This window comes from Bradyrhizobium cytisi, from assembly GCF_008123515.1.
Lineage (GTDB): Bacteria > Pseudomonadota > Alphaproteobacteria > Rhizobiales > Xanthobacteraceae > Bradyrhizobium > Bradyrhizobium cytisi.
This window is the reverse complement of the sequence record NZ_VSSR01000022.1, coordinates 14,538-37,056: the sequence shown is the minus strand read 5'-3', so window position 1 is coordinate 37,056 and position 22,519 is coordinate 14,538. Positions and strand designations below refer to the sequence as shown.

The window sequence follows — 22,519 nt, the reverse complement described above, 5'->3', positions numbered from 1 at the left end:
GGCTAGATGATCTTCAGTGCATAAAACTTCCCATCCCACAGCGTGCTCGCTGTCCGCAATGCGCAATCTCGTGCACCGCAACTCCGTAACTCCCCGATCCCGCGCCATCGTTCGCTAGGCCATCGGCAACAAGAAGCTCACGGCGCCGTGGATGCCAACTTCGGAATAGGCGCTTCCGGCGCCGCGGGCTTGTGGATTGCGACCCCTGACATGACGAGCAATACGCCGATCATGTCCTGCCCGCTGGGGATTTGCGCCAGGACCATGAGGCCGAGCAGGGTGGCCGTCGCTGGCAGCAGCGCGAGCATCAGGGCGAAACTCGCCCGCGGCAGGCGGGACATCGCCAACTGATCGCAGACATAGGGTATGACGGATGAGCAGGCACCCACGGCGACACCCGCGAGGACAAGCACGGGCGTCGCGAAGGCCTTTGCGGCTTGGACGAACCCAATCGGCATGATGAAGAAGAACGCTATTGCCATCGCCGCTCCGAGCCGCTCAACGCCGCCGCTCGCGCCGCCCTCGGATATCTTGTGTCCCAGTATGATATAGCCGACGAACAGTGCGCTGTTCAGAAACGCCCAGAACAGCCCGAGCGGGTCGGTTGACCATTTCACGTCGATCAGCAGAAACACGCCGAGCGCCGCGAGCGCTAGCGCCGCAAAATTGCGAGCCGTCCGGAGTCCGTACAACGCAACGCTTATCGTCCCAACAAACTCCATCGCCGCAACCAGGCTCATGGGCAGTCGATCAAGCGCCAGATAGAACGACGTGTTCATTATCGCGAGACAGCCGCCAAGGCTGATGAGCATAAATCGCGTTCGCGGGTCGGCGCGCTTGATCGTCCTCCATGGCTTGGTCCACGGCGCAAAGATGACCGCAGCGGACGCGATCCGCATCCAGGCGACGCCAAGGACGCCGACTGCCGGGAAAAGCAGGACGGCAAAGGACGGGCCCAGGTAATGGAATATGGCGCTCACGCCGAACCAGGCATGTGGTGGGGCGGAATGAGCGACCTTGGTGAATGTCAGGCCGAGATTCGGCATGCGGTTCCTCTCACCTAAGTATGAGAGCCACGGCAGCCTTCTTAAATGCCATCCGAGAGACTAGACTGCGGTAATCTTCCATTGATCAAAGGTGAATCACGTGAAACGCCTTCGATATGAAAATGGCGATCTGGACGCAACCGATGTCCGCATTCTGGATGCCCTGGTCGATGACGCCCGGATGAGCATCGCCGATCTGGCCCGTTCAGTCGGTCTATCGTCGCCGAGCGTGTCCGAAAGGATCAAGCGCCTCGAGGAAGTCGGCGTGATCGAGGGCTACACGCTGACGATCAATCCAAAGGCCTTGGGCCTGCCAATCGCGGCCTGGTTGCGCATCAAGCCTATTCCCGGACAACTGCAGAAAGTCGCGGACGTCCTGCGCGGACTGCGGGAGATCGTGGAGTGTGATCGAATTACCGGCGAGGACTGTTTTATCGCGCGAGCCCATGTCCAATCTGTCGACGACCTGGAGAAACTGATCGACCAAGTCATCCCCTATGCGATGACCAACACGTCGATCATCCAGTCTTCCCCGGTCAAGAGGCGCTTGCCGCGACTTCTCCGCGGCGACAAGTTGTGATGCCGTGCTGCTGACAGTTGTTGCAAACGCCCAGACATGAGGCCTGCTGCCTGCGTTCGGCTGGATCATGTTCAGCATTTGGAGTAAGCTTTTGGACACAGCAACATGTTAGCGGAGGTCCTCCGTGGAACATCGCGGCGTAAGCTTCTCGATCGCTAGAATGAGCTATTTATCCGGTTGGCAGTGGACTGTCGGAAAGGGCCGAACCGTGTCGGTCGGGGTCTGCGCCACGAGGCTGGATGCGATCCGCCAGGCTCGGACTTTCATTGACGCGATTGTGGACTGGGCTGCTTAAGCTGCGCGGCGCTACTCACCCCCGCCACCACCATCACCGCGCTGGCAACGTCAACGCCGCCAGCAACGTCCCCAGCGCCACCCGCCCGACACTGTGTTCACCAGCCGCTGATACTGCGCCGCGAAGATGTAGACGTTCACGCCGGTCGGCATCGCTGCGAACAGCACGACGACGCCGGCGGACGGCAGATCCAATAGCTTCGCGCTTCAGAGATCATCTCGCGGACCAACGAACCTGATCAAAGGACCAATATCATCCTGGTCCGCAGCCTTGAGGGCCGCGATGTAAGCGGTACGTCGCTCGTTCATCTTTTGAAGATCATAGCCGCCTGCCCAATCGATTGGCTTTGCCTTGTAGGCGCGGTCCAGGACAGCATCCGCCATGATGCGGGCGTGCCTGCCGTTGCCATTGGGAAACGGATGAATTTTGACGAGGCGATGGTGCAAGCGAATGGCAGCTTCGGAAGGCGAGTAGGTTTTGTTGTCAGCCCAATACTGGGCGTCACCCATGAGGGTTCGAAGCTCCACAGGGATGTGGACGGGATCGATGCCGATGTTCTTTCCAGTCTTTCGGAACGTTCCCGCCCAGTTCCAGACGTCGCCGAACAAGCGCTTGTGCAAGGTGATGACGAAGTCGTCGGTCAGAACGTGGGCTCTCTGCCGACCGAGCCAGCGCAAGCCGGACCCGATGTTGGCCTGTTCCAGTTGATCGAGCTCGCCTTGCGTCGTGATGTGTTTATGCTTCAGCCCGTCAAGCTCGTTTGGGTCGAGCGGCGTCGCTGCGTCGGGATTCTGGAGATCCCCGATCATTGATCGTTCCAGAAATTCGGAGGCATTTCCTGCGCGATCTCACGGGTGAGACGTTCGACTTCCTGATCAATTTTGTCATCCGGCAGTTTCTGGTTTTCGAGGGCCATGTGCGTGCTGGCTGTGCCAACGATGGCCATGGCTTTTTTTCGAGCTTGGGCGGTGATGATATCCTCGACATGTCCCGATGCCGGAACGATTGCATAGACGAAGCGACACCCCATCGCCTCGGCTGCCGCCTGCATTGATTTCAGGGTGACGCCGCCTGCGAGTTCGGCGCGCTCTGCCGCGGGAACGCGTGCGCGGGTGACGCCCATTTTCTTTGCGACGTCGGCACCCGACATGCCGAGCGCGCTGCGGACCGTGCGCAGCCAGCCTTCGGGCGGCGCTTTCAGGCCGGCCGCGCTTGCGGCCGCGCTGTCGACGATGTTGCGATACTGCTGCTGAACGATAGTTTTGACGCCCATTTGTCGACTCATTGAGCTACGTGGAGACTTGCGTTGGATATTTATATATATCCGTTTAATAAGATTTTGTATATCTATATATATCAGAGGATCTGAACTTTGGATATATATGGGTACGGTTTAGAACCGTGCTCTCGAACCCGCTAAAATGGATCATTTTCGTGATTCCGGCACGAGGTCGCCGGGCGGGCACAGCGAGCCCTACCTCACCCCCGCCACCACCATCACCACCACCGGCAACGTCACCGCCGCCAGCAGCGTCCCCAGCGCCACCGCGCCCGAGACCGGATTCACCAGCCGCTGATACTGGACCGCAAAAATATACGCGTTCGCGCCGGTCGGCATCGCCGCGAACAGCACGACGACACCTGTCACGACCGGCGGCAGGTTCAGCAGTTTTGCCAGCACGAACGCGATCGCCGGCATCGCCAGCAGCTTGAGCGTGCTCATCGCGACGACGCTCGGCATTTCGCCCTTTACCTCGAACCGGAACAGGTTGATGCCGAGCGCGATCAGCGCGGCCGGCGATCCCGCCTGGGCGAGCAGCTCGATCGTCTTGTCGACGACGGGGTTGAGCCCGAGGCCGGTGAAGCGCCAGGCGACGCCGAAGCCGATCCCCAGCATCAGCGGATTGCGCGCGAGATCCGCCAGCACGGGACGGATCACCGCCAGCGCCGAGCCGGTGCGCTTGCGGCTGACAAGCTCCATCTGCAAAATGCCGCAGAGCCAGAGCAGCGGCGTGTTCACCGACAGGATCAGCGACATCGGGCCGGCGGCTTCGTTGCCCAGCGCCGAGAGCACGAGCGGAATGCCGAGCATCACGATGTTGCCGTAGACCGAGCCGATCGCGAACACGACGCCGTCCTCGCGGTCCTCGCGCCGCTCGCGCATCACGGCCGAGATCATCAGCGCCGCGACCCAGGTGAGGGCGAGCGCGCCGTAATAGGCGCCCCACATCCGCCAGGGGCTGACATCGGGGAATTCCGAGACGACGATGGTGCGAAACAGCAGCGCGGGGATCGAGATGCTGAAGGCGAATTCGGAGATGCCCTTGTGTGCGCCCCCGGAGACGAAGCGAAACAGCACCGACGCATAGCCGGCCGCGATCAGCGCAAACACCGGCGCGACGATCAACACGGTGGCCATGCGGTCCTCCCCCTCACGGGGAGATTAGGCCGACCACCCCACGCAGCTCTCGATCCTGCCATCATGCCGGTGTTCCGACGTGTCAAAGGAAATTCGTAAAATCCGTAAGGAGCGAGAATTCGCGAGATGGCTGAGGGCCCTGGCTACTGTGCATGGGGTTGTTTTGCGGTTTTGTTCGGACGCTGCCCCGCACACCACTGTCATCCCGCGAAGGCGGGGGATCCAGTACGTCGCGCCCTCTCAGGGAACGTCGGGCGTCTCTGGAATACTGGATCGCCCGGTCCTGATGCGCAATGCGCATAAGGCCGGGCGATGACAGCGGAGAGGATGGCCGGAGGCCTCCCTGTTGCCGAGAGCGCACAGCGCCCGGGTTTCGCCTCGCGCCTCGTTGCCAACCAACGCCCGTTCACCCACTATCTCCCTGACTCGACATTTTGGGGGGATAGATGCCGGAATCTCGCTTCAGGACTTCCTTGGCTGCTGCAACCTTCGCTCTCGCGCTCGGCGTTCTGGCCCAGCCGGGCACAGGCTTCGCCTACACGCCGGAGCAGCAGCAGGCCTGCACGCCCGATGCAATGAACCTGTGCGGCGAGTTCATCCCGAACGTCGATGCCATCACCGCCTGCATGATCCGGAAGAAGTCCCAGCTGTCGCCGCAATGCGCGGTGTTCTTCCGCCGTGGCCCCGAGCCGGGCGAGGTCCGCGCCGGTCAGCCTACCAACATCAAGCCCGTCGTGGCGAGGAAGACCAAGCCGAAGGCCAAGAAGAAAAAGACCGCCGACGGCTAGGCGTGCGCCAGCTTCGCGATAGCCACCGGACTCGTTTTGTTCGCGCGGCGTGCCGCGAGCCCGCAGCGATCGCGGCCGCGCGCGATGAAACAAAAGCCGCGCGAGGATTTGCGCGGCAAAGTTGTAGTCCTGTTTTTCCCGAGCGATTGCCTGGAAAACATGCGGTTGCCAGCGTGAACAGCCATTCGTGACGGTTCGTGTCTGTCGTCGCACACAGCAGTGTGACTCAAAAGCCAACACGTCTTGTTATTTCGTGGCGGCGACGCCACTCCCGATAAATTTTTCTTTCACGAATCAGCGCGGTGATTCATTTTCGTGGCCTGGGGTCAATCTGGAGGCCAGAGGTATGAACGTTATTGTTTTTGCATCGCGTAAAGGCGGCTCGGGCAAGAGTACCCTGGCCGCACATCTCGCTGCGCAGATCAAGCAGAGCAAGCAGGTGATGCTTGTGGACGCGGATCCGCAAGGCTCGCTCACGCTGTGGCACAAGCTGCGTGGCACCAACGAGCCGCCGATCAAGGCGGCCGTGAACTCGGTCAGCGGCATCGTCTCCGCTGCCAAGCGCGACGGCTACGAGTGGGTGTTGATCGACACGCCGCCGAATCTCTCGGCCGTGGTCGACGACGCGATCAAGAACGCGACGATGGTGGTCATCCCGGCACGTCCCGGTGTGTTCGACGTCAACGCGGTGCAGGAAACCATCCAGATGTGCCGCGCGGCGCGCAAGCCCTACGCGGTCGTGCTCAACGGCGCTCCGGCGCGTCGCGACGAGTCCGAAAGCCCGATCGTCACCATCGCCCGCGAGGCGCTGGCCAAGTTCCGCGCTCCGGTGTGGGGCGGTCAGATCACCAATCGTTCGGATTTGTTGATGGCACTCAGCCACGGCGAAGGCGCGCGTGAGTATCAGGCCGAGAGCCGTGCAGCTCAGGAAATTGCAAGGCTGTGGGCGGCGATCGAGCGTTCAGTAAAAGCCATTCGCGGCACGGCGTCGGCGTCCGGCGCAATGCATAAGCAGGCGGCATAATTTCATCAATCATTTCCCCGGACGACAAACGCGCGGCGCTCCGCGCGTTTTGCGTTCGTGGGGTGAGGATGAAGGCTAAGCCACCATCAGCATGTAGAACACGATGACCGGCGACAGCGTCAGGATCACCGACCAGATGCCGACGGCCCAGATGATGTCCTCGGTGGAAAAGCCCTGCTGTCCGGCGCCGTAATGCGACGCCGCATCATTCTGATTGTTCAAGATCGCCCCCGCGATTTCTTCGCTTATGGGCCGAACGATACGCAGGATGTTTTAAGATTCCGGCTCGCAGCCGCGCTCGCATTTTGAGCGCATTTGTGACCTCGGCTTAACCATGCAAGCGGTCTCTCGTGATCAGGCGAGCCAGACCCGAAACAGCAGCACCGGCATCAGGCCGAGCATCACCGCCCAGAAGCCGAACGACGACACCACCAAAATTCCCTGCAAAAGATCGGCAGGCGCGAAGATTTCCGCCGCGGTCGGGCGAACGCGTTGCCCCATGGTCATTCCCCCTGTTTGAAGACTTTGCGGGGGAACGATAGGCGGCATTGCGTAAACGAGGCGTGGATGCGCCATGCCGCAGCTGCGAAGGGAGTTGGTGCGCGGTTAACCACAGGCGGTGCTCTCTCACGCCGCGACTTTCATCCGCCGCTCGATCTCGCGATCGAGTTGGGCGGCGAGCTCGCTGCTCACCTCCACCATCGGCAGGCGGACCTCGGGGCTGTCGATCAGGCCGCTTCGCCACAGCCAGTACTTCGCCGGCGCCGGGCTCGGTTCGGTGAAGAGCAGCCGCGTCAGCTCGGCTACCTCCTGCCAGCGCGCCTCTGCCGCATCCGCGTTGCCAAGCTTCAGCTCGGCATGCACGGCGGCGAAGGTTGCGGTCTCGATATGGGCTGACAGCAAAATGCCGCCATCGGCGCCGTCGCTGAGCGCCTCGAAATAGTTCGCGTCCTCGCCGGTCAGCACGCGAAAGCCCTTCGGCCTGTCGCGCAGCAGCGCGATCGACTGCTCGCGGCTCGCGCCGCAATCCTTCAGCCCGATGATGTTGGGATGCTCGGCGAGCCGCAGCAGCGTCTGGTTGGTGATGCCGACGGCGCAGCGATACGGAATGTTGTAGAGCGCGAGCGGCCAGGCGGCGTGATCGGCCAGCGCCTCGAAATGCGCGAGGATGCCGCGCTGCGACGGCCGCACGTAATAGGGGCTCGCGATCAGATAGAAGTCGACCGGCCAGTCGGCGGTCTCATCGAGCCGCTCCTTCATCCGCGAGGTGTCCGCGCCCGAAAGGCCAAGGCCAATCGGCAACGTCCGGCGGCCGGCCGCCATCTCGTCGCGCACGACGGCGACGAGGCGCTCGAGCTCGGCGTCGCGCAGCGTCATGCCTTCGCCCGAGGTCGCGCCCAGGATGAAGCCATCGATCGCCTGCGTGCAGTAGTGTCGCGTCAGCCGCCGCAGCGATGTCTCGTCGAGGCGACTGTTCCGAAACGGCGTCACCAGCGGCAGCCAGAGTCCATGCATATGGGTTCGCAAATCGGTCATGTTCTTATCTCCTTCTCGGGAAAAACCTGAGACGGAGGGCACATGAAAAAACCCCGTCCAGGCGGCGGGGTTTTCGGGATTTGGCTCGCGATGACGAAGTCAGCCTAGCGCGCGCAAAAATCCGAGGTCCCCGAATGGGGGCCTTTTTTCGAGACGATTGCGCACGACTTCGTGATCATTTGGAAATGATGCGGGGTATGCCTAAAACTGTCAATACACGCGGAAGGCGAAAGCCGAATTGGGCAGAAAAAAAGCCGGACCCGAAGGCCCGGCTTAGGTATTGGCCACGTGAGGCCGACACAATCACCTTCCAAGAGGGATTACTGAACTCCCGCGCCACTGGAGGAGGGGGACAAATGCGCAACGCGAAGGCTCAGCGTCTAGGCAGTATGGGCTCGACGAGCGGTATGCAGCAACAGCCGGGGCCGCATGTCAGACATGCGGAAATCAGGACGGCCAGCGCTGCGCCTTGCTCACCACGAAGTCGCGGAACACCTGCACGCGCGCGACCGTCTTCAGCTCTTCCGGATAGACGAAATACGTATCGAGCTGGATCGAATCCGATTCGCCGAACAGCTGTACGAGGCGGCTCTGTTCTTCGATCAGGTAATCCGGCAGCGCCGCGATACCGAGGCCCTGCTGACAGGCGCGCACCAGGCCGAGGATGTTGTTGACCCTGAAATAGGCCTCGCGCGGACCCGAGCCGTTGCGCCCGGCTTCGACCAGCCAGTTGCGGTTCTGCAGATGCGGCGCGAAGTTGCCGTCTGACAGCGTGATGATGCGATGGGAGTCGAGCTCCTCCAGCGTCCGCGGCGTGCCGAAGCGCTTGATGTAATCCGGCGAGCAATAGGCGTGGAAGCCCATCGCGAAAAGCTTGCGCTGGATGAGATCCGGCTGCGTCGGCTTGCGGGTGCGGATCGCGACGTCGGCCTCGCGCATCGACAGATCCAGCTCCTCGTCGGTGACGATCAGCGAGATCCGGATCTCCGGATAGAGCGCGGTGAATTCGCCGAGCCGCGGGATCAGCCAGTTGATGCCGACGCCGGGGGTGGTGGTGATCTTGAGATCGCCGCTCGGCCGCTCGCGGCTGTCGGTCAGTTTCGCGCGCGCCGCCTGCAGCTGCATGAACACGTCATGCGCGGTGCGGAACAGGAGGTCGCCCTGCTCGGTCAGGATCAGGCCGCGGGCGTGGCGGTGGAACAGCGAGACCGAGAGCTCCTGCTCCAGCGCCGAGACCTGGCGTGACACCGCCGATTGCGACAGGCCGAGCTGCTCGCCCGCATGCGTGAAGCTGCCCGCTTCCGCCGCCGCGTGAAACACCTTCAGCTTGTCCCAGTCCATGTCCGTAAATCCGTCGCGTGTTCGAGCCATGATCGTTATTCCGCTGCCGCGCGCTCGCTGGCGCGCAGGGCCAAGAAACGTTCGGCCTCGAGAGCTGCCATGCAGCCGAGGCCGGCGGCCGTCACGGCCTGGCGATAGGTTTCGTCAGCGACGTCGCCGGCGGCGAACAGGCCGGGCACAGAGGTCGCGGTCGAGTTCGGGGCCACCTCGACATAGCCTGACGGTTTCAGCTTGATCTGGCCTTTCACGAGCTCCGTCGCCGGCGCGTGACCGATGGCGATGAAGACGCCGTCGGTCTTCACGTCCGAAAGCGCGCCGGTCTTGACGTTCTTCAGGCGCACATGGGTGACCTTGTACGGGTTCTCGGTGCCGCAGATCTCGTCGACGGCGGAGTCCCAGATCACCTTGATCTTCGGGTGCTTGAACAGGCGCTCCTGCAGGATGCGCTCGGCGCGGAAGTGATCGCGGCGGTGCACGATGGTGACCTGCGAGGCATGGTTGGTCAGGTATAGGGCCTCCTCGACCGCGGTATTGCCGCCGCCGACCACCACAACGTCCTTGTTGCGGTAGAAGAAGCCGTCGCAGGTGGCGCAGGCCGACACACCGCCGCCCTGGAATTTCGCCTCGGAGGGCAGCCCGAGCCAGCGCGCTTGCGCGCCGGTGGCGAGGATCACGGATTCGGCGAAATAGACGTCGCCCGAGTCGCAGGTCAGGCGAAACGGCCGCTGCCCGGTCTCCAGTTTGGTGACGAGGTCGGTGACGATCCTGGTGCCGACATGGACTGCCTGCTTCTCCATCTGTTCCATCAGCCAGGGGCCCTGGATCACATCGGCGAAGCCCGGATAGTTCTCGACATCGGTGGTGATGGTGAGCTGGCCGCCCGGCTGGATGCCCTGGATCAGGATCGGCTCGAGCATCGCGCGCGCGGCGTAGATCGCCGCGGTGTAGCCGGCGGGGCCGGAGCCAATGATGACGACCTTTGCATGGACAGGGGCGGACATATTCACGGACGCCTTTCACCGGGGGATTGCAGCGCGGGCGCGGAACGTGCCGGGAGGCCTCGCGGAGGCGCTGAAATATCAGAGCTAATCTAAGCCTTCTGATGAGCTATGCAAGAATTGCATTCCCAATCGGCGGATTTTTCCAACAAGGAACAAAAGTCGGTTGGGTGAACGCGCAATAAAATTGCGCAAACGGGCGGGGCTGGGCTATGAGGATGGGCATCAGACCCACCCGATACCGCCATAAAGGCCAGGAGTTCCAATCACGTGTCGCGGAACCTAGACGAGATCGACCTCAAAATTCTCGCCGAGATCCAGGCCGACGGTCGAATCACCAATGTCGAGCTCGCCAAACGGGTCGGCATTTCGCCCCCGCCCTGCCTGCGCCGGGTCCGGGCGCTGGAGGAGGAGGGCTATATCCACGGCTACCGCGGGCTGCTGGATGCACAAAAGCTCGGCTTCGACGTCACGGTGTTTGCCGCCGTGCACCTCTCCAGCCAGGCGGAAGCCGATTTGCGCGCTTTCGAGGAATTCGTGCGCGCCGAGCCGCTGGTGCGGGAGTGCTGGATGCTGTCGGGCGAGGTCGATTTCATCCTGAAATGCGTGGCTCCGGACATGGCGACCTTCCAGGATTTCGTGACGCACCTGACAGCCGCGCCCCATGTTCGCAACGTGCGGACGTCGCTGGTGCTGCATAATTCGAAATACGAGGCGGCCGTGCCGCTGGACGTGAAGGGAAGACGGTAGCGCCTCCTCCGCAACGACGCGTGTGGAGCGGGCGAGCCTGCCTCACAGCAGCAACACGACGAAACAAAAAGGCCGCGCAAATCGCGCGACCTTTTCGAAACGTCAGTGCGCGCAACGGCAGATCCTTACCGCCACTCCACCTTGGTGATCTCGTACGCCTTGGCGCCGCCGGGGGCGTTGACCTCGACGGTTGAACCCTTCTTCTTGCCGATCAGCGCGCGCGCCAGCGGCGAGGTGATGGAGATGCGGCCCTTCTTGGCGTCGGCCTCGACCTCGCCGACGATCTGCCACACCGCCTTCTTCTCGGTGTCCTCGTCGACCAGCGTCACGGTGGCGCCGAACTTGATGGTGTCGCCGGACAGCTTCGAGATGTCGATGATGTCGGCGCGAGCGAGCTTGTCCTCGAGTTCGGCGATGCGGCCCTCATTGTGGGACTGCTCTTCCTTCGCGGCATGATATTCCGCGTTCTCCGACAGGTCGCCATGCGAGCGCGCTTCCGCGATATGCTCGATGATGCGCGGACGGTCCTCGGACTGGCGCTTCTTCAATTCTTCCCCGAGCGCGGCAAAGCCGCCCGCAGTCATCGGAACCTTTTCCATCTCTTCTCTCGTTCTTCGGACCCGCGCCCCACAAGAACGGTGGGCGCGGCAACCTTGATTCGTCGGTATTTCCGGGGCTGAAAACGCCGCCGCCGGAACGTTATGTGGGTCTGGCGCCGGAACAGAACAACCACATGGCCGGACAGTTCCCCCGGCCATTGTGGCTTCATCGCCAATCACTTAGCGAGAGGCTTGGCCCTCTCGCTCGCGATCAGGTTTCCGAAAAGTAGCTCTGCAGGGTACGAACCTCAAGGTCTCCGCCAAGGTAGGCGCGGATGCCCTGCGCAGCCGCCACGGCCCCGGAAAGAGTGGTGTAATACGGCACTTTATGCAAGAGGGCCGCGCGCCGCAGCGATCGGCTGTCGGCGAGCGCCTGCGGGCCCTCGGTGGTGTTGAAGACGAGCTGGACATCGCCATTGGTGATGGCGTCGACGATGTGCGGCCGCCCCTCCAGCACCTTGTTCACCTTTTCGGTCGGGATGCCCTCATCGGTCAGGAAGCGTGCCGTGCCCGAGGTCGCCAGCACCTTGAAGCCGAGCGAATGCAATTCGCGAACGGCATCGGCGATGCGCGTCTTGTCGCTCTCGCGCACCGAGACGAACACCGTGCCCTTGCGCGGCACCCGCGTGCCGCCGCCGAGCTGGCTCTTGGCGAATGCCACCGCGAAGGAGCGGTCGATGCCCATGACCTCGCCGGTCGAGCGCATCTCCGGACCGAGCACGGTGTCGACGCCGGGGAAGCGGGCGAACGGAAATACCGATTCCTTCACGCCGACATGCTTGAAGTCGGCCTTCTTCAGCTTGAAGTCGGCGAGCTTCTCGCCGGCCATGATGCGCGCGGCGATCTTCGCGACCGGCGTGCCGACCACCTTGGCGACGAACGGCACCGTGCGCGAAGCGCGCGGATTGACTTCGAGCACGTAGATCTCGCTGTCCTTGATGGCGTATTGCACGTTCATCAGGCCGATGACGTCGAGGCCAAGCGCGAGTTCGCGGGTCTGCCGCTCCAGCTCCTCGATCATCCTGGCGTCGAGCGAGTGCGGCGGCAGCGAGCAGGCACTATCGCCGGAATGGATGCCGGCTTCCTCGATATGCTCCATGATGCCGACGATGAAGGTGTCTTTGCCGTCGCAGAGGCAGTCGACGTCGATTTCGGTGGCATCGGACAGATAACGGTCGAACAGCAGCGGGTTCTTGCCGAGCACGGTGTTGATCTGCCCGGTCTTGTCGTTCGGATAGCGCGCCTTGACGTCGGCCGGCACAAGCTCCGGCAGCGTGCCGAGCAGGTAGTCGCTGAGCTGGTTGTCCTCGCGGATGATCTGCATCGCGCGGCCGCCGAGCACATAGGACGGGCGCACCACCAGCGGCAGGCCGAGATCGGTCGCGACGAGGCGGGCCTGCTCGACCGAATAGGCGATGCCGTTCTTCGGCTGCTTCAGCCGCAGCTTGTCGAGCACGCGCTTGAAGCGATCGCGGTCTTCGGCGAGGTCGATGGCGTCGGGCGAAGTGCCGAGGATCGGCACTTCGGCGGCTTCCAGTGCCCGCGCGAGCTTGAGCGGGGTCTGGCCGCCGAACTGCACGATCACGCCGTGCAGCGTGCCGTTGCTGCGCTCCTTCGCGATGATCTCCAGCACGTCCTCGGCGGTTAGCGGCTCGAAGTAGAGCCGGTCGGCGGTGTCGTAGTCGGTCGACACCGTTTCCGGGTTGCAGTTGACCATGATGGATTCGTAGCCGGCGTCATGCAGCGCGAAGCAGGCGTGACAGCAGCAATAGTCGAACTCGATGCCCTGGCCGATGCGGTTCGGGCCGCCGCCGAGAATGATGACCTTCTTCTTGTCCGATGGGGTGCTCTCGTCGGCAACGCTGCCTGCAAACGGCGACTCGTAGGTCGAGTACATGTAGGCGGTGGGCGAGGCGAATTCGGCCGCGCACGTGTCGATGCGCTTGTAGACCGGACGGACTCCGAGTGCGTGACGCTTCGCCGTGAGCTCGGCCTCCGTCGTCTCGGCGAGCACCGCAAGACGCGCGTCTGAAAAGCCCATCGCCTTGAGCGTACGCATGCCGAAGGCATTGCCGGGCAGGCCGTGCTTCCTGACCTTCTGCTCCATATCGACGATGCCGCGCATCTCGCCGAGGAACCACGGATCGATCTTGCAGGAGTTGAAGATGTCCTCGTTCGACCAGCCGAGCCGCATGGCCTGCGCGACCTGGAGAATGCGGTTCGGCGTCGGCGTGCCGAGCGCGGCGCGGATCGCATTCTTGTCGTCGTCACGACCGAGACCTTCGATCTCGATCTCGTCGAGGCCGGTCAACCCGGTCTCGAGCCCGCGCAGCGCCTTCTGCAGGCTCTCCTGGAAGGTGCGGCCGATCGCCATGACCTCGCCAACCGACTTCATCGAAGTCGTCAGCGTGGAGGAGGCGCCAGGGAATTTCTCGAAGGCGAAACGCGGGATCTTGGTCACCACGTAATCGATCGTCGGCTCGAACGAAGCCGGCGTCGCGCCGCCGGTGATGTCGTTGGCGATTTCGTCGAGCGTGTAGCCGATCGCGAGTTTGGCCGCGACTTTGGCGATCGGGAAGCCGGTGGCCTTGGAGGCCAGCGCCGACGATCGCGATACGCGCGGATTCATCTCGATCACGACCATGCGTCCGTCCTCGGGATTGACGCCGAACTGCACGTTGGAGCCGCCGGTCTCGACGCCGATCTCGCGCAGCACCGCCAGCGAGGCGTCGCGCATGATCTGGTATTCCTTGTCCGTCAGCGTCAGCGCCGGAGCGACCGTGATGGAGTCGCCGGTGTGCACGCCCATCGGATCGAAATTCTCGATCGAGCAGACGATGATGCAATTGTCCTTCTTGTCGCGCACCACCTCCATCTCGAACTCTTTCCAGCCGAGGACGGATTCCTCGATCAGGACTTCGTTGGTGGGGGACGCGTCAAGGCCGCGCTCGATGATGTCGAGGAACTCTTCCTTGTTGTAGGCGATGCCGCCGCCGGTGCCGCCCATGGTGAAGGAGGGACGGATGATCGCCGGCAGGCCGATCTCGGACAGCGCCATCATGGCCTGGCCGAAGGCGTATTCCTGGTAACGCTTGCGGCGATCGCCTTCGCCGAGCGTCCATTGGCGGTCGAGCTCTTCGAGTGCCGCGCCCGACAGCTTCTCGCGTTCGGCGTGGTACTTGTCGCGGAACGACTTCTTCAGCTCGGACGCATTGGCGAGGCGCGATTTCGGCGTCTCCAGCCCGATCTTGGTCATGGCTTCGCGGAACAGCTGGCGGTCCTCCGCCTTGTCGATGGCATCAGCGGTCGCGCCGATCATCTCGATGTCGAACTTGTCCAGCGTGCCCTGCCGGCGCAGCGACAGCGCGCAGTTCAGCGCGGTCTGCCCGCCCATGGTCGGCAGCAACGCGAAGCCACCGGGGATGACGTGACGTTCCTTCTCGATGATTTTTGCGACGATCTCGGGCGTGATCGGCTCGATATAGGTCGCATCCGCCAATTCCGGATCGGTCATGATCGTGGCCGGATTGGAATTGACGAGAACGATGCGATAGCCCTCTTCCTTCAGCGTCTTCACCGCCTGCGTGCCCGAATAATCGAACTCACAGGCCTGGCCGATCACGATGGGACCGGCGCCGATGATCAGGATGGTCGAGATGTCGGTTCGTTTAGGCATCACCGCTCGCGGGCTGGAATTCGGGCACAAAAAAAGGGCGCGCTTGCCGCGCGTCCCCTTGTGCGAGAGCGCGGGGTCTTCCCTCGCGCGCGGGTGGGTCTTAGACCAGTTTTCGGGGCGGCGAAACCCCGAAAAACGCCCCATCAACCGGCAATTTTGACGGGTTTCGGCCGCGCCTGCCAGCCACGGGCGAGATGCACCAGAAGCGAGGCCGCAACGCTCGTGCCGCCGATCCAGCCGAGGTCGTTTGGCGAGAGGGTGGCCAGCACAGCGCCGCCCAGGGCCCCGCCGATGGCGAAGCCCAGATACATGGCGGAAGCGTTGAGCGAGAGTGCGATCATCGAGGCCTGCGGCTCGACCCGGATGATGCTGGCGATCTGGGCCGGATAGAACGCCCAGCCCGAAAGACCCCAGAGGAAGATCGCGCCCAGCACCGCGTAATGCGCCTGTCCGGGCATCAGTTTCAGGACCAGCGAATGCAGGATCAGCGCGCTCGCCATGCCGGCGAGACCGAGGGCTGCGGTCGCGAGCGTGCCGAGCCGGTCGGCCAGGATGCCGCCGAGCATGTTGCCGATCGCAGCCGCGCCGCCGAACACCAGCAGTGCCAGGCTGATCTGCGAAGCGTCGAAGCCGAGGCCGCGCAGCGGGACCGCGAAATAGGTGAACACGGTGAAGCCGCCCAGCGCCCATAAAATCGTGATCACAAGCGCGATCAATACATTGCTGTGACGTGCCACCGCGAGCCTTTCGCTAAGCGAGGCCGTGTTGCGCGGCAGGCCGCGAGGCAGGCCGAACAGGAGGCCGGCGAGCGCAACAGCGCCGATCATTGCGACCATGGCGAAGGTCGCGCGCCAGCCGAGCAGGCTGCCGACGAGATTGCCGAGGGGCACGCCGATGACGGTCGCGACCGTGAGGCCGGAGGTGACCAGCGCAACAGCGCGACCGCGCCGTTCCGGCGAGGCGACGGCGACCGAGACGGCGAGCGCCGTCGGCATGCAAAGTCCTGAGCCCAACGCCATCAGCATGCGCGAGGCCAGCAGTAAGCCGTAGTTGGATGCCACCATCGCCGCGAGGTTGCCAGCGATGAAGGTCGAGAGCGCGAGCGCCAGCACGGTGCGGCGGTCGATATTGTTCAGCGTCACCGTCAGGATCGGCGACCCCACGGCATAGGTGAGCGCGTAGGCGGTGACCAGTTGGCCGGCGGCAGAAACCGAAATCGAGAGGTCGCTGGCGATCGACGGCAAAAGCCCAGCAATGACAAAGCCTTCAGTGCCGATCGCAAAAGCCCCCAGGGCCAACCAGAACACGCTCATTGCAAACAATCCTTATGTTCAATGTTTATTGAACAATCGAAGATGACGGTGTGAGAGTCAATTGGTTCAAGAACTATTGAACATTCCGCCAGTATCGCTATGATTCCCGGACCATGAGCCGCACGCCTCCCCACCCCACCCGCGAGCAGATCGAGCTGCCCCTGGTTCTGGATTGTCTGAGCGATCCGATCCGGTTGGCGATCGTGTATCAGCTCGCCCAGCAGGAAGCTGTCAGCAGCGAGCTTTGCTGCGGCGACTTCAACGGCCTCTCCGGCAAGTCGAACCTCACCTATCACTTCGCAAAGCTGCGCGATTGCGGGCTGATGCGGACGCGCGTGGCGGGCACGAACCGCTTCGTACGGCTGCGTCGCGAGGATCTCGAGGCACGCTTTCCCGGCCTGCTCGACGCCGTACTCAACTCGGCGGCGAAGGACGCGGACAGGCCTCAGCTTGTCGCAGAGTGCGACGAGGTCAAGGCGGATTGAGGTTTTGGGCGGAAGCGCGCGATTTGTCCGTCGCGCCATGTCCGGCTTCGCCCTTCGGGCTTCTCCGCGGCAGCCTTCGCCGCGATAGGGCTTGCCGAGCCCAAGCTGGCGGAGCCAGCGAGGGCTGGAGGCCCGGCCTGGATTTGAACCAGGATGAAGAGCGATGCACTGCTCTCGCGTAGACGCTTCCGCCACCGGGCCACGGCGATCATTGCCGATCGAGTTACGACAAGCCACCTCAGGTGATCGTTATGCTTAACGCACCCGGGAAGCTTAACGCACCAAAGGCGGCCGCGCGATAAACGTCATGCGCCAGCGGTTGTGGCCGATATTGGCGCTGGCACGTTGGCTGGCGAAGCCCGCCGCCTTCAGCCTGGCCGCGATCTCGTCCTCGCTGTAGCGCTTGAGCCCGACGCGCGCGCGCAGATGACGGTAATCTGACAGCGCGGTGCTGACCAACCCGACCAGCGCGTCCTTGAGGAAGCCGTGACGCAGACCGAAGGACAGCAGCGCCGCCACGTCTCGCCCCATGCCGACATGCGGCTGGAGGATATCGCCGAGCACCAGCTTGCCGGACGGTTTCAGGATGCGCCTGACATTGAGGAGCGCGGCATCGAGCTCCTCGGCCGTCATGTATTGCGCGACCGAGTTCATCACGACGAGGTCGATGGACTGGTCCGGCATCTTGCGGACGTCGTCGAGCGAGCGGACGCGGATCTTGGTGTTCGGCGCAAACCGCGCGATCAATCGGCCGCGCACGCCGGGCGCGGGTTCGGCCAGGATCAGCTGGCCGCAGGCAGCCGCCACCTGGCTCGCCGACAGCGCCTCGCCGCAGGCATAGTCCAGCACGGTCGCCTCGGGCGAGGTGATGTAGCCGATGATGTCCCGCGCGATGATCTGGAAGTGCAAATCGCGATGCAGCTTGCTGACATAGATCGTATGCGTCGAGTCGTAATAATCGATCCAATCGTCCATGTGTCCCGCCCAGCGGTTCCTGTCCAGGAACCGCGCTACTCGCCTTGCGTTAGGGGTGCGACGGCGTGCCGTCAATGTCCGCGTCCTAACAGGAAGGTTTCCCGTGAGCAAAGTCCCCAGCAAGGTTTCTCCCGACCTCGACACCCCCACCGATCTGTCGCCCCAGGCGGTCAACAAGGTCTCGGAGGCGCTCAACGTGCTTCTGGCCGATGCGTTCGCGCTGTACCTCAAGACCAAGAATTTTCACTGGCACATCAGTGGCCGGCACTTCCGCGACTATCATCTGCTGCTCGACGAGCAGTCGGACCAGATTTTTGCCACCACGGACCAGCTCGCCGAGCGCGTTCGTAAGATCGGCGGCACCACGGTGAAGTCGATCGGCCAGATCGCAAAGCTACAGACCATCAAGGACAACAACGAGGACTACGTCCCGCCACGCGAAATGCTGCGCGAGCTGATGCAGGACAACAAGCATGTCGCGGCTTCGATGCGCAAAGCGCACGAGGTCTGCGACGACGCTGGCGACGTCGCCAGCGCCAGCATCCTCGAAGTCTTCATCGACGAGACCGAGCGCCGCACCTGGTTCCTGTTCGAAGCCACCCGCCAGGAAGGCGGCAACGAGGCGTAGGAGCACACTATCGTAGGGTGGGCAAAGGCGCGCTTTTGCGCGCCGTGCCCACCATCTATCCGTACGGCATACATTGATTGGTGGGCACGCTCCGCTTTGCCCAACCTACAGCACCGCCCTTACGGTTGGCTCCACAGCCGCATCAATGCGCCGTGCTTGCCCGTCACCGGATCGGCCGGTGGCAGCGCGACCTTCGGAATCGTCTTCAGCGCCTTGGTGTGATTCTCCGGCGTGGCCCGCGTGATCTCCATCTTCGATCCGGGCGGATAGGCGCCGATCACGCAGAAATCACCGCTCGCGTTGATGCACTGATGTCCGGTGCCGGCCGGCAGGATCGCGACATCGCCGGCCTTGATATCGAGCTCCTGGCCGTGATCGCCACCGAAGCGAACGCGGGCATGGCCGCGCGCGACACCGAGCACCTCATGCACCGTCGCGTGGTAGTGCAGGTAATCGTAGACGCCGTTGCGCCACGTGCCGCCCCAATCGTTGGTTTCGAACAGGTTTTCGATGGTCTTCTCGGGGCGCTTCGGATCGAGCGTCACCGCGCCCTGGTAGACCAGGAAGGGAAGGATGTTGTTCGGCACCAGCCCGTCATCCTCGAACACGATGGCGAGCGGTTCGGCAGAGTCGCGGACGACGGACATGGCAGGGCTCCTGCTACACGAAGGTGCCGTGACAACATTGAAGCGGGAGGAGGCGTTCCTCCAAAGGTCTCGTGTCCCGGACGCGATGCAGCGCGTAGCGCTGCTTCGCAGAGCCGGGACCCAAAACGCCGGCATGGGCCCCGGTTCAGCAGTGCATCACGCCGCCGGGAGCGGCGCGCTGCACTGCGCCCGGGGCACGAGAGCGCGCCTACGCGCTCTTCTTCTGCCGCATCAGATCGGCAAAGCGCTGGAAGAGGTAGTGCGAGTCGCGCGGACCCGGCGAAGCCTCGGGATGGTACTGCACCGAGAACACCGGCCTGCCGTCGAGCTGGATGCCGCAATTGGATCCGTCGAACAGCGAGATGTGGGTCTGCGTTGCACCCTTCGGCAGCGTGTTCTCGTCCACCGCAAAACCGTGGTTCATCGAGGTGATCTCGACCTTGCCGGTGGTCTCGTCCTTCACGGGATGATTGGCGCCGTGATGGCCCTGATGCATCTTCCTGGTCTTCGCGCCGACGGCGAGGCCGAGCATCTGGTGGCCGAGGCAGATTCCGAAGGTCGGCGTGCCCGACTTGATCACGTCCTGGATCACAGGCACGGCGTATTTGCCGGTCGCGGCTGGATCACCCGGACCATTCGACAGGAACACGCCGTCCGGCTTCATCGCCAGAATGTCTTCAGATGAAGTCGTTGCCGGTACCACCGTCACCTTGCAGCCGACGCCGGCGAGCAGGCGCAAAATGTTGCGTTTGATGCCGTAGTCGATGGCGACGACGTTGAACTCGGGCTTGTCCTGGCGGCCAAAACCCTTGTCCCACAGCCAGGGCGTCTCGTCCCAGGTGAAGCGCTGGCCGGAGGTGACCATCGGCACGAGGTCCATGCCCTCGAGGCCGGGCCATTCGCGCGCTTCTTCCTTCAGCCCATGCAAATCGAACTCGCCGTTCCTGGCATGTGCGATCACGGCGTTAGGCATGCCCTTGCTGCGGATCAGCGCAGTCAACGCGCGGGTGTCGATGCCGGAAAGGCCGATGATGCCGCGCGCCTTCAGCCACTGGTCGAGATGCTTGGTGGCGCGGTAATTCGAGGGGTCGGTGATCGCGGTGCGCAGGATCACGCCGCGCGCGCCGGGCGTCGCGGCCATGTTCACCGTCTCGATGTCTTCCTCGTTGGTACCGACGTTGCCGATATGCGGGAAGGTGAAGGTGATGAGCTGGCCGGCATAGGAGGGATCGGTGAGGATCTCTTCATAGCCGGTCATCGCGGTGTTGAAGCAGACCTCACCGACGGCGTGGCCTTCGGCGCCGAGACCAAAGCCTTCGAGCACCGTGCCATCGGCGAGCACAAGGAGCGCGGTCGGTTTATGGTCCGGCCAGGCGGTATCGTTTTCATGTTGTGTCATGAGCCCGCTTCATAAGCCCCCCGCGCGCGCGCGTCAAAGCGGGAAACGGCGGATTCACATGCGTTTTTGCATATTTGACAGGTCCCCTCAGGTACTCAAAGCTGGAACGGGTAATTTTTGCGCAGTTTCGGCAGCCGGTTCGGGAACAATGAACCGTGGGCCCGGTATGGCCTCTTTCCCGCAAACGGCCTAGATCAGGCGCAACGGATTGAAGGGATCACGATCATGCTGCGCGACGATATCAACAATGCAGTCAAGGAGGCCATGAAGGCCAAGGACGAGCGCAAGCTCTCCACGCTGCGCATGGTCAACTCGACCATCAAGAACGCCGACATCGAGGCGCGCGGGCACGGCAAGCCGCCGCTGTCGGATGCCGACCTGCTCGGCGTCTTCCAGAAGATGATCAAGCAGCGCCAGGAATCGGTCGAGCTCTACGACAAGGGCGGCCGCGCCGAGCTCGCCGCACAGGAGCGCGAGGAGATCGCGGTGATCTCGGCCTACTTGCCGAAGCAGATGTCGGATGACGAGGTGAAGAAGGTGATCGCGGACGCCATCACCGAGACCGGTGCCGCCGGCATGAAGGACATGGGCAAGGTGATCGCGGCGTTGCGGGCGAAGTACGCCGGGCAAATGGATTTCGGCAAGGCCAGCGGCCTGGTGAAGGCGGCGCTGACGGGCTGAGACCGTCATTCCGGGGCGCGCGTATGCGCGAGCCCGGAATCCATCGGGCCGCCGATTCCGTTGATCAATGGATTCCGGGCTCGCGCCAAGAGGCGCGCCCCGGAATGACAAGGGAGGCAACCGATGATCGCCGCGATCAAACCGTTCCGCATCGCCATCAGCGACGACGTCCTCACTGATCTCAAATCGCGCCTTGCCCGCACGCGCTGGCCGGAGGCGGAGCTGGTCGATGACTGGAGCCAGGGCGCGCCGTTGCATTGGATCCAGGAGATCTGCTCCTACTGGGCGAACGGTTATGATTGGCGCGCGCGTGAAGCAAAACTCAACCGCTTCGATCAGTTCACCACCGAGATCGACGGGCTCGACATCCACTTCCTGCATGTGCGCTCGAAAGAGCCGGCCGCGCTGCCGCTGATCATCACCCATGGCTGGCCCGGCTCGATCGTCGAATTTCAGAAGGTGATCGCGCCGCTGGTCGATCCGGTCGCGCATGGCGGCAATCCTGCCGATGCATTTCACGTGATCTGCCCGTCGCTGCCGGGCTTTGGCTTCTCGGGCAAGCCGACCACCACCGGCTGGGGTGTCGACCGCATCGCCGCGACCTGGGCCAAGTTGATGGACCGGTTGGGTTACACGCGTTACGGCGCGCAAGGCGGCGACTGGGGCTCGGCGGTCACGACCTCGCTCGGCGGGCAGGACGCGGAGCATTGCGCCGGCATCCACATCACGCTCGCCTTCAACGCGGCGCCGAAGGTCGAGGGCGAGCCGACGGCGGAAGAGAAGCGTGCGCTTGCGGGGCTCAAGCACTATGTCGATCTCGATTCCGGCTATTCCAAGCAGCAATCGACGCGACCGCAGACGCTCGGCTACGGCCTGACGGACTCGCCGAGCGGGCAGGCGGCCTGGATCCTGGAAAAATTCTGGGCCTGGACTGATTGCGACGGCCACCCCGAAAACATTTTTGACAAGGACGAGCTGCTCGACAACGTCATGCTCTATTGGACGACCGAGACGGCGACGTCGTCCGCACGGCTCTATTGGGAGAGCTTTGGCAAGCGCCAGACGACGCCCAAAGTGACCGTGCCGACCGGTGTGGCGGTGTTTCCCAAGGAGATCATCACGCCGGTGCGGCGTTGGATGGAGCCGAACTTTCCAGACATCACGCATTGGAGCGAGATGGAGAAGGGCGGGCATTTCGCTGCGTTCGAGCAGCCGGAGCTGTTCGTGCGCGATGTCAGAAAATTCTTTGCGACGGTGCGCTGAGCCATGCTGACCCCCGCGAAGGCGGGGGCCCATATCCCCAGGGAGAAGTTGTCACGCTCGACTGGCAAACCGCGAG

Annotated in this window: 24 protein-coding genes; 8 read left to right on the top strand and 16 right to left on the bottom strand. The window is 63.1% G+C overall.

The features are described from left to right. Positions 1–137 precede the first annotated feature (137 nt). Positions 138–1,046, bottom strand: a complete 909-nt coding sequence (locus FXB38_RS14915) for an EamA family transporter (protein ID WP_148751608.1) — start codon at positions 1,044–1,046, stop codon at positions 138–140. Positions 1,047–1,146: 100 nt separating this feature from the next. On the opposite strand from FXB38_RS14915, the gene FXB38_RS14910 reads away from it, so the two are divergent. Continuing rightward, the gene (locus FXB38_RS14910; RefSeq protein ID WP_148751607.1) at positions 1,147–1,626 is read left to right on the top strand and encodes an Lrp/AsnC family transcriptional regulator; all 480 of its coding nucleotides are present in this window, start codon (positions 1,147–1,149) and stop codon (positions 1,624–1,626) included. A gap of 345 nt (positions 1,627–1,971) precedes the next feature. Here FXB38_RS14910 and FXB38_RS14905 read toward each other — a convergent pair whose 3' ends face one another. The 4 genes from FXB38_RS14905 to FXB38_RS14890 form a co-directional block, all read right to left on the bottom strand. Then, positions 1,972–2,115, bottom strand: a complete 144-nt coding sequence (locus tag FXB38_RS14905; RefSeq protein WP_246229904.1) for a hypothetical protein — start codon at positions 2,113–2,115, stop codon at positions 1,972–1,974. Between the two features lie 12 nt (positions 2,116–2,127). Further along, positions 2,128–2,730: a mobile mystery protein B gene (locus tag FXB38_RS14900; protein ID WP_148751606.1), complete on the bottom strand. Its 603-nt coding sequence runs from the start codon at positions 2,728–2,730 to the stop codon at positions 2,128–2,130. Continuing rightward, positions 2,727–3,194: a mobile mystery protein A gene (locus tag FXB38_RS14895; RefSeq protein ID WP_148751605.1), complete on the bottom strand. Its 468-nt coding sequence runs from the start codon at positions 3,192–3,194 to the stop codon at positions 2,727–2,729. The genes FXB38_RS14900 and FXB38_RS14895 overlap by 4 nt, the downstream gene beginning before the upstream one ends. Before the next feature lie 201 nt (positions 3,195–3,395). Further along, positions 3,396–4,340, bottom strand: coding sequence for an AEC family transporter (locus FXB38_RS14890; RefSeq protein ID WP_148751604.1), 945 nt, complete (start codon positions 4,338–4,340; stop codon positions 3,396–3,398). 446 nt (positions 4,341–4,786) lie between these two features. On the opposite strand from FXB38_RS14890, the gene FXB38_RS14880 reads away from it, so the two are divergent. Continuing rightward, positions 4,787–5,128 carry a hypothetical protein gene (locus FXB38_RS14880; RefSeq protein ID WP_148751602.1) on the top strand — a complete coding sequence of 114 codons (342 nt, stop codon included), beginning with the start codon at positions 4,787–4,789 and terminating at the stop codon, positions 5,126–5,128. A 346-nt stretch (positions 5,129–5,474) separates the two neighbouring features. Beyond that, positions 5,475–6,152 (top strand): ParA family protein, encoded by a 678-nt coding sequence (locus tag FXB38_RS14875; RefSeq protein ID WP_148751612.1) that lies wholly within the window; start codon positions 5,475–5,477, stop codon positions 6,150–6,152. Between the two features lie 75 nt (positions 6,153–6,227). Here the strand turns inward: FXB38_RS14875 and FXB38_RS14870 are convergent, their stop codons facing one another. From FXB38_RS14870 to trxB, 5 genes are all read right to left on the bottom strand, one after another. Next, positions 6,228–6,374 (bottom strand): hypothetical protein, encoded by a 147-nt coding sequence (locus tag FXB38_RS14870; RefSeq protein WP_187434884.1) that lies wholly within the window; start codon positions 6,372–6,374, stop codon positions 6,228–6,230. Positions 6,375–6,506: 132 nt separating this feature from the next. Continuing rightward, positions 6,507–6,653 carry a hypothetical protein gene (locus FXB38_RS42735; protein ID WP_187434883.1) on the bottom strand — a complete coding sequence of 49 codons (147 nt, stop codon included), beginning with the start codon at positions 6,651–6,653 and terminating at the stop codon, positions 6,507–6,509. Between the two features lie 126 nt (positions 6,654–6,779). Then, the gene (locus FXB38_RS14865; RefSeq protein WP_148751600.1) at positions 6,780–7,688 is read right to left on the bottom strand and encodes a 4-hydroxy-tetrahydrodipicolinate synthase family protein; all 909 of its coding nucleotides are present in this window, start codon (positions 7,686–7,688) and stop codon (positions 6,780–6,782) included. Positions 7,689–8,135: 447 nt separating this feature from the next. Continuing rightward, the gene (locus FXB38_RS14860) at positions 8,136–9,059 is read right to left on the bottom strand and encodes a LysR family transcriptional regulator (RefSeq protein ID WP_007614700.1); all 924 of its coding nucleotides are present in this window, start codon (positions 9,057–9,059) and stop codon (positions 8,136–8,138) included. Between the two features lie 5 nt (positions 9,060–9,064). Further along, positions 9,065–10,030, bottom strand: a complete 966-nt coding sequence (trxB, locus tag FXB38_RS14855) for a thioredoxin-disulfide reductase (protein WP_148751599.1) — start codon at positions 10,028–10,030, stop codon at positions 9,065–9,067. A gap of 267 nt (positions 10,031–10,297) precedes the next feature. On the opposite strand from trxB, the gene FXB38_RS14850 reads away from it, so the two are divergent. Then, complete coding sequence (locus tag FXB38_RS14850; protein ID WP_148751598.1) at positions 10,298–10,777, top strand: Lrp/AsnC family transcriptional regulator; 480 nt, start codon at positions 10,298–10,300, stop codon at positions 10,775–10,777. Positions 10,778–10,902: 125 nt separating this feature from the next. Here FXB38_RS14850 and greA read toward each other — a convergent pair whose 3' ends face one another. The 3 genes from greA to FXB38_RS14835 all read right to left on the bottom strand — a co-directional run bounded on the left by greA (position 10,903) and on the right by FXB38_RS14835 (position 16,365). Next, on the bottom strand, positions 10,903–11,376 hold the full coding sequence (gene greA / locus FXB38_RS14845; RefSeq protein ID WP_027534300.1) for a transcription elongation factor GreA: 474 nt from the start codon (positions 11,374–11,376) through the stop codon (positions 10,903–10,905). A 211-nt stretch (positions 11,377–11,587) separates the two neighbouring features. Beyond that, positions 11,588–15,052 carry a carbamoyl-phosphate synthase large subunit gene (gene carB, locus FXB38_RS14840; protein WP_148751597.1) on the bottom strand — a complete coding sequence of 1,155 codons (3,465 nt, stop codon included), beginning with the start codon at positions 15,050–15,052 and terminating at the stop codon, positions 11,588–11,590. A gap of 143 nt (positions 15,053–15,195) precedes the next feature. Beyond that, entirely contained in the window at positions 15,196–16,365 is a 1,170-nt protein-coding gene (locus tag FXB38_RS14835) for an MFS transporter (RefSeq protein WP_148751596.1), read from the bottom strand. A gap of 113 nt (positions 16,366–16,478) precedes the next feature. On the opposite strand from FXB38_RS14835, the gene FXB38_RS14830 reads away from it, so the two are divergent. Further along, positions 16,479–16,850, top strand: coding sequence for an ArsR/SmtB family transcription factor (locus FXB38_RS14830; RefSeq protein ID WP_148751595.1), 372 nt, complete (start codon positions 16,479–16,481; stop codon positions 16,848–16,850). 273 nt (positions 16,851–17,123) lie between these two features. Here the strand turns inward: FXB38_RS14830 and FXB38_RS14825 are convergent, their stop codons facing one another. Next, the gene (locus FXB38_RS14825) at positions 17,124–17,825 is read right to left on the bottom strand and encodes a class I SAM-dependent methyltransferase (protein ID WP_148751594.1); all 702 of its coding nucleotides are present in this window, start codon (positions 17,823–17,825) and stop codon (positions 17,124–17,126) included. Positions 17,826–17,928: 103 nt separating this feature from the next. Here FXB38_RS14825 and FXB38_RS14820 point away from each other — a divergent pair, with 103 nt between their 5' ends. Further along, positions 17,929–18,453, top strand: coding sequence for a Dps family protein (locus tag FXB38_RS14820; protein WP_148751593.1), 525 nt, complete (start codon positions 17,929–17,931; stop codon positions 18,451–18,453). A 119-nt stretch (positions 18,454–18,572) separates the two neighbouring features. Here the strand turns inward: FXB38_RS14820 and FXB38_RS14815 are convergent, their stop codons facing one another. Then, positions 18,573–19,100: a cupin domain-containing protein gene (locus tag FXB38_RS14815; RefSeq protein ID WP_148751592.1), complete on the bottom strand. Its 528-nt coding sequence runs from the start codon at positions 19,098–19,100 to the stop codon at positions 18,573–18,575. Positions 19,101–19,308: 208 nt separating this feature from the next. Beyond that, on the bottom strand, positions 19,309–20,499 hold the full coding sequence (gene carA / locus FXB38_RS14810) for a glutamine-hydrolyzing carbamoyl-phosphate synthase small subunit (RefSeq protein ID WP_148751591.1): 1,191 nt from the start codon (positions 20,497–20,499) through the stop codon (positions 19,309–19,311). A gap of 225 nt (positions 20,500–20,724) precedes the next feature. Here carA and FXB38_RS14805 point away from each other — a divergent pair, with 225 nt between their 5' ends. Together FXB38_RS14805 and FXB38_RS14800 are read left to right on the top strand one after the other, a co-directional pair. Next, on the top strand, positions 20,725–21,180 hold the full coding sequence (locus tag FXB38_RS14805; RefSeq protein WP_148751590.1) for a GatB/YqeY domain-containing protein: 456 nt from the start codon (positions 20,725–20,727) through the stop codon (positions 21,178–21,180). 126 nt (positions 21,181–21,306) lie between these two features. Continuing rightward, positions 21,307–22,443 (top strand): epoxide hydrolase family protein, encoded by a 1,137-nt coding sequence (locus FXB38_RS14800; RefSeq protein ID WP_187434885.1) that lies wholly within the window; start codon positions 21,307–21,309, stop codon positions 22,441–22,443. The last annotated feature ends 76 nt before the right edge of the window (positions 22,444–22,519 follow it).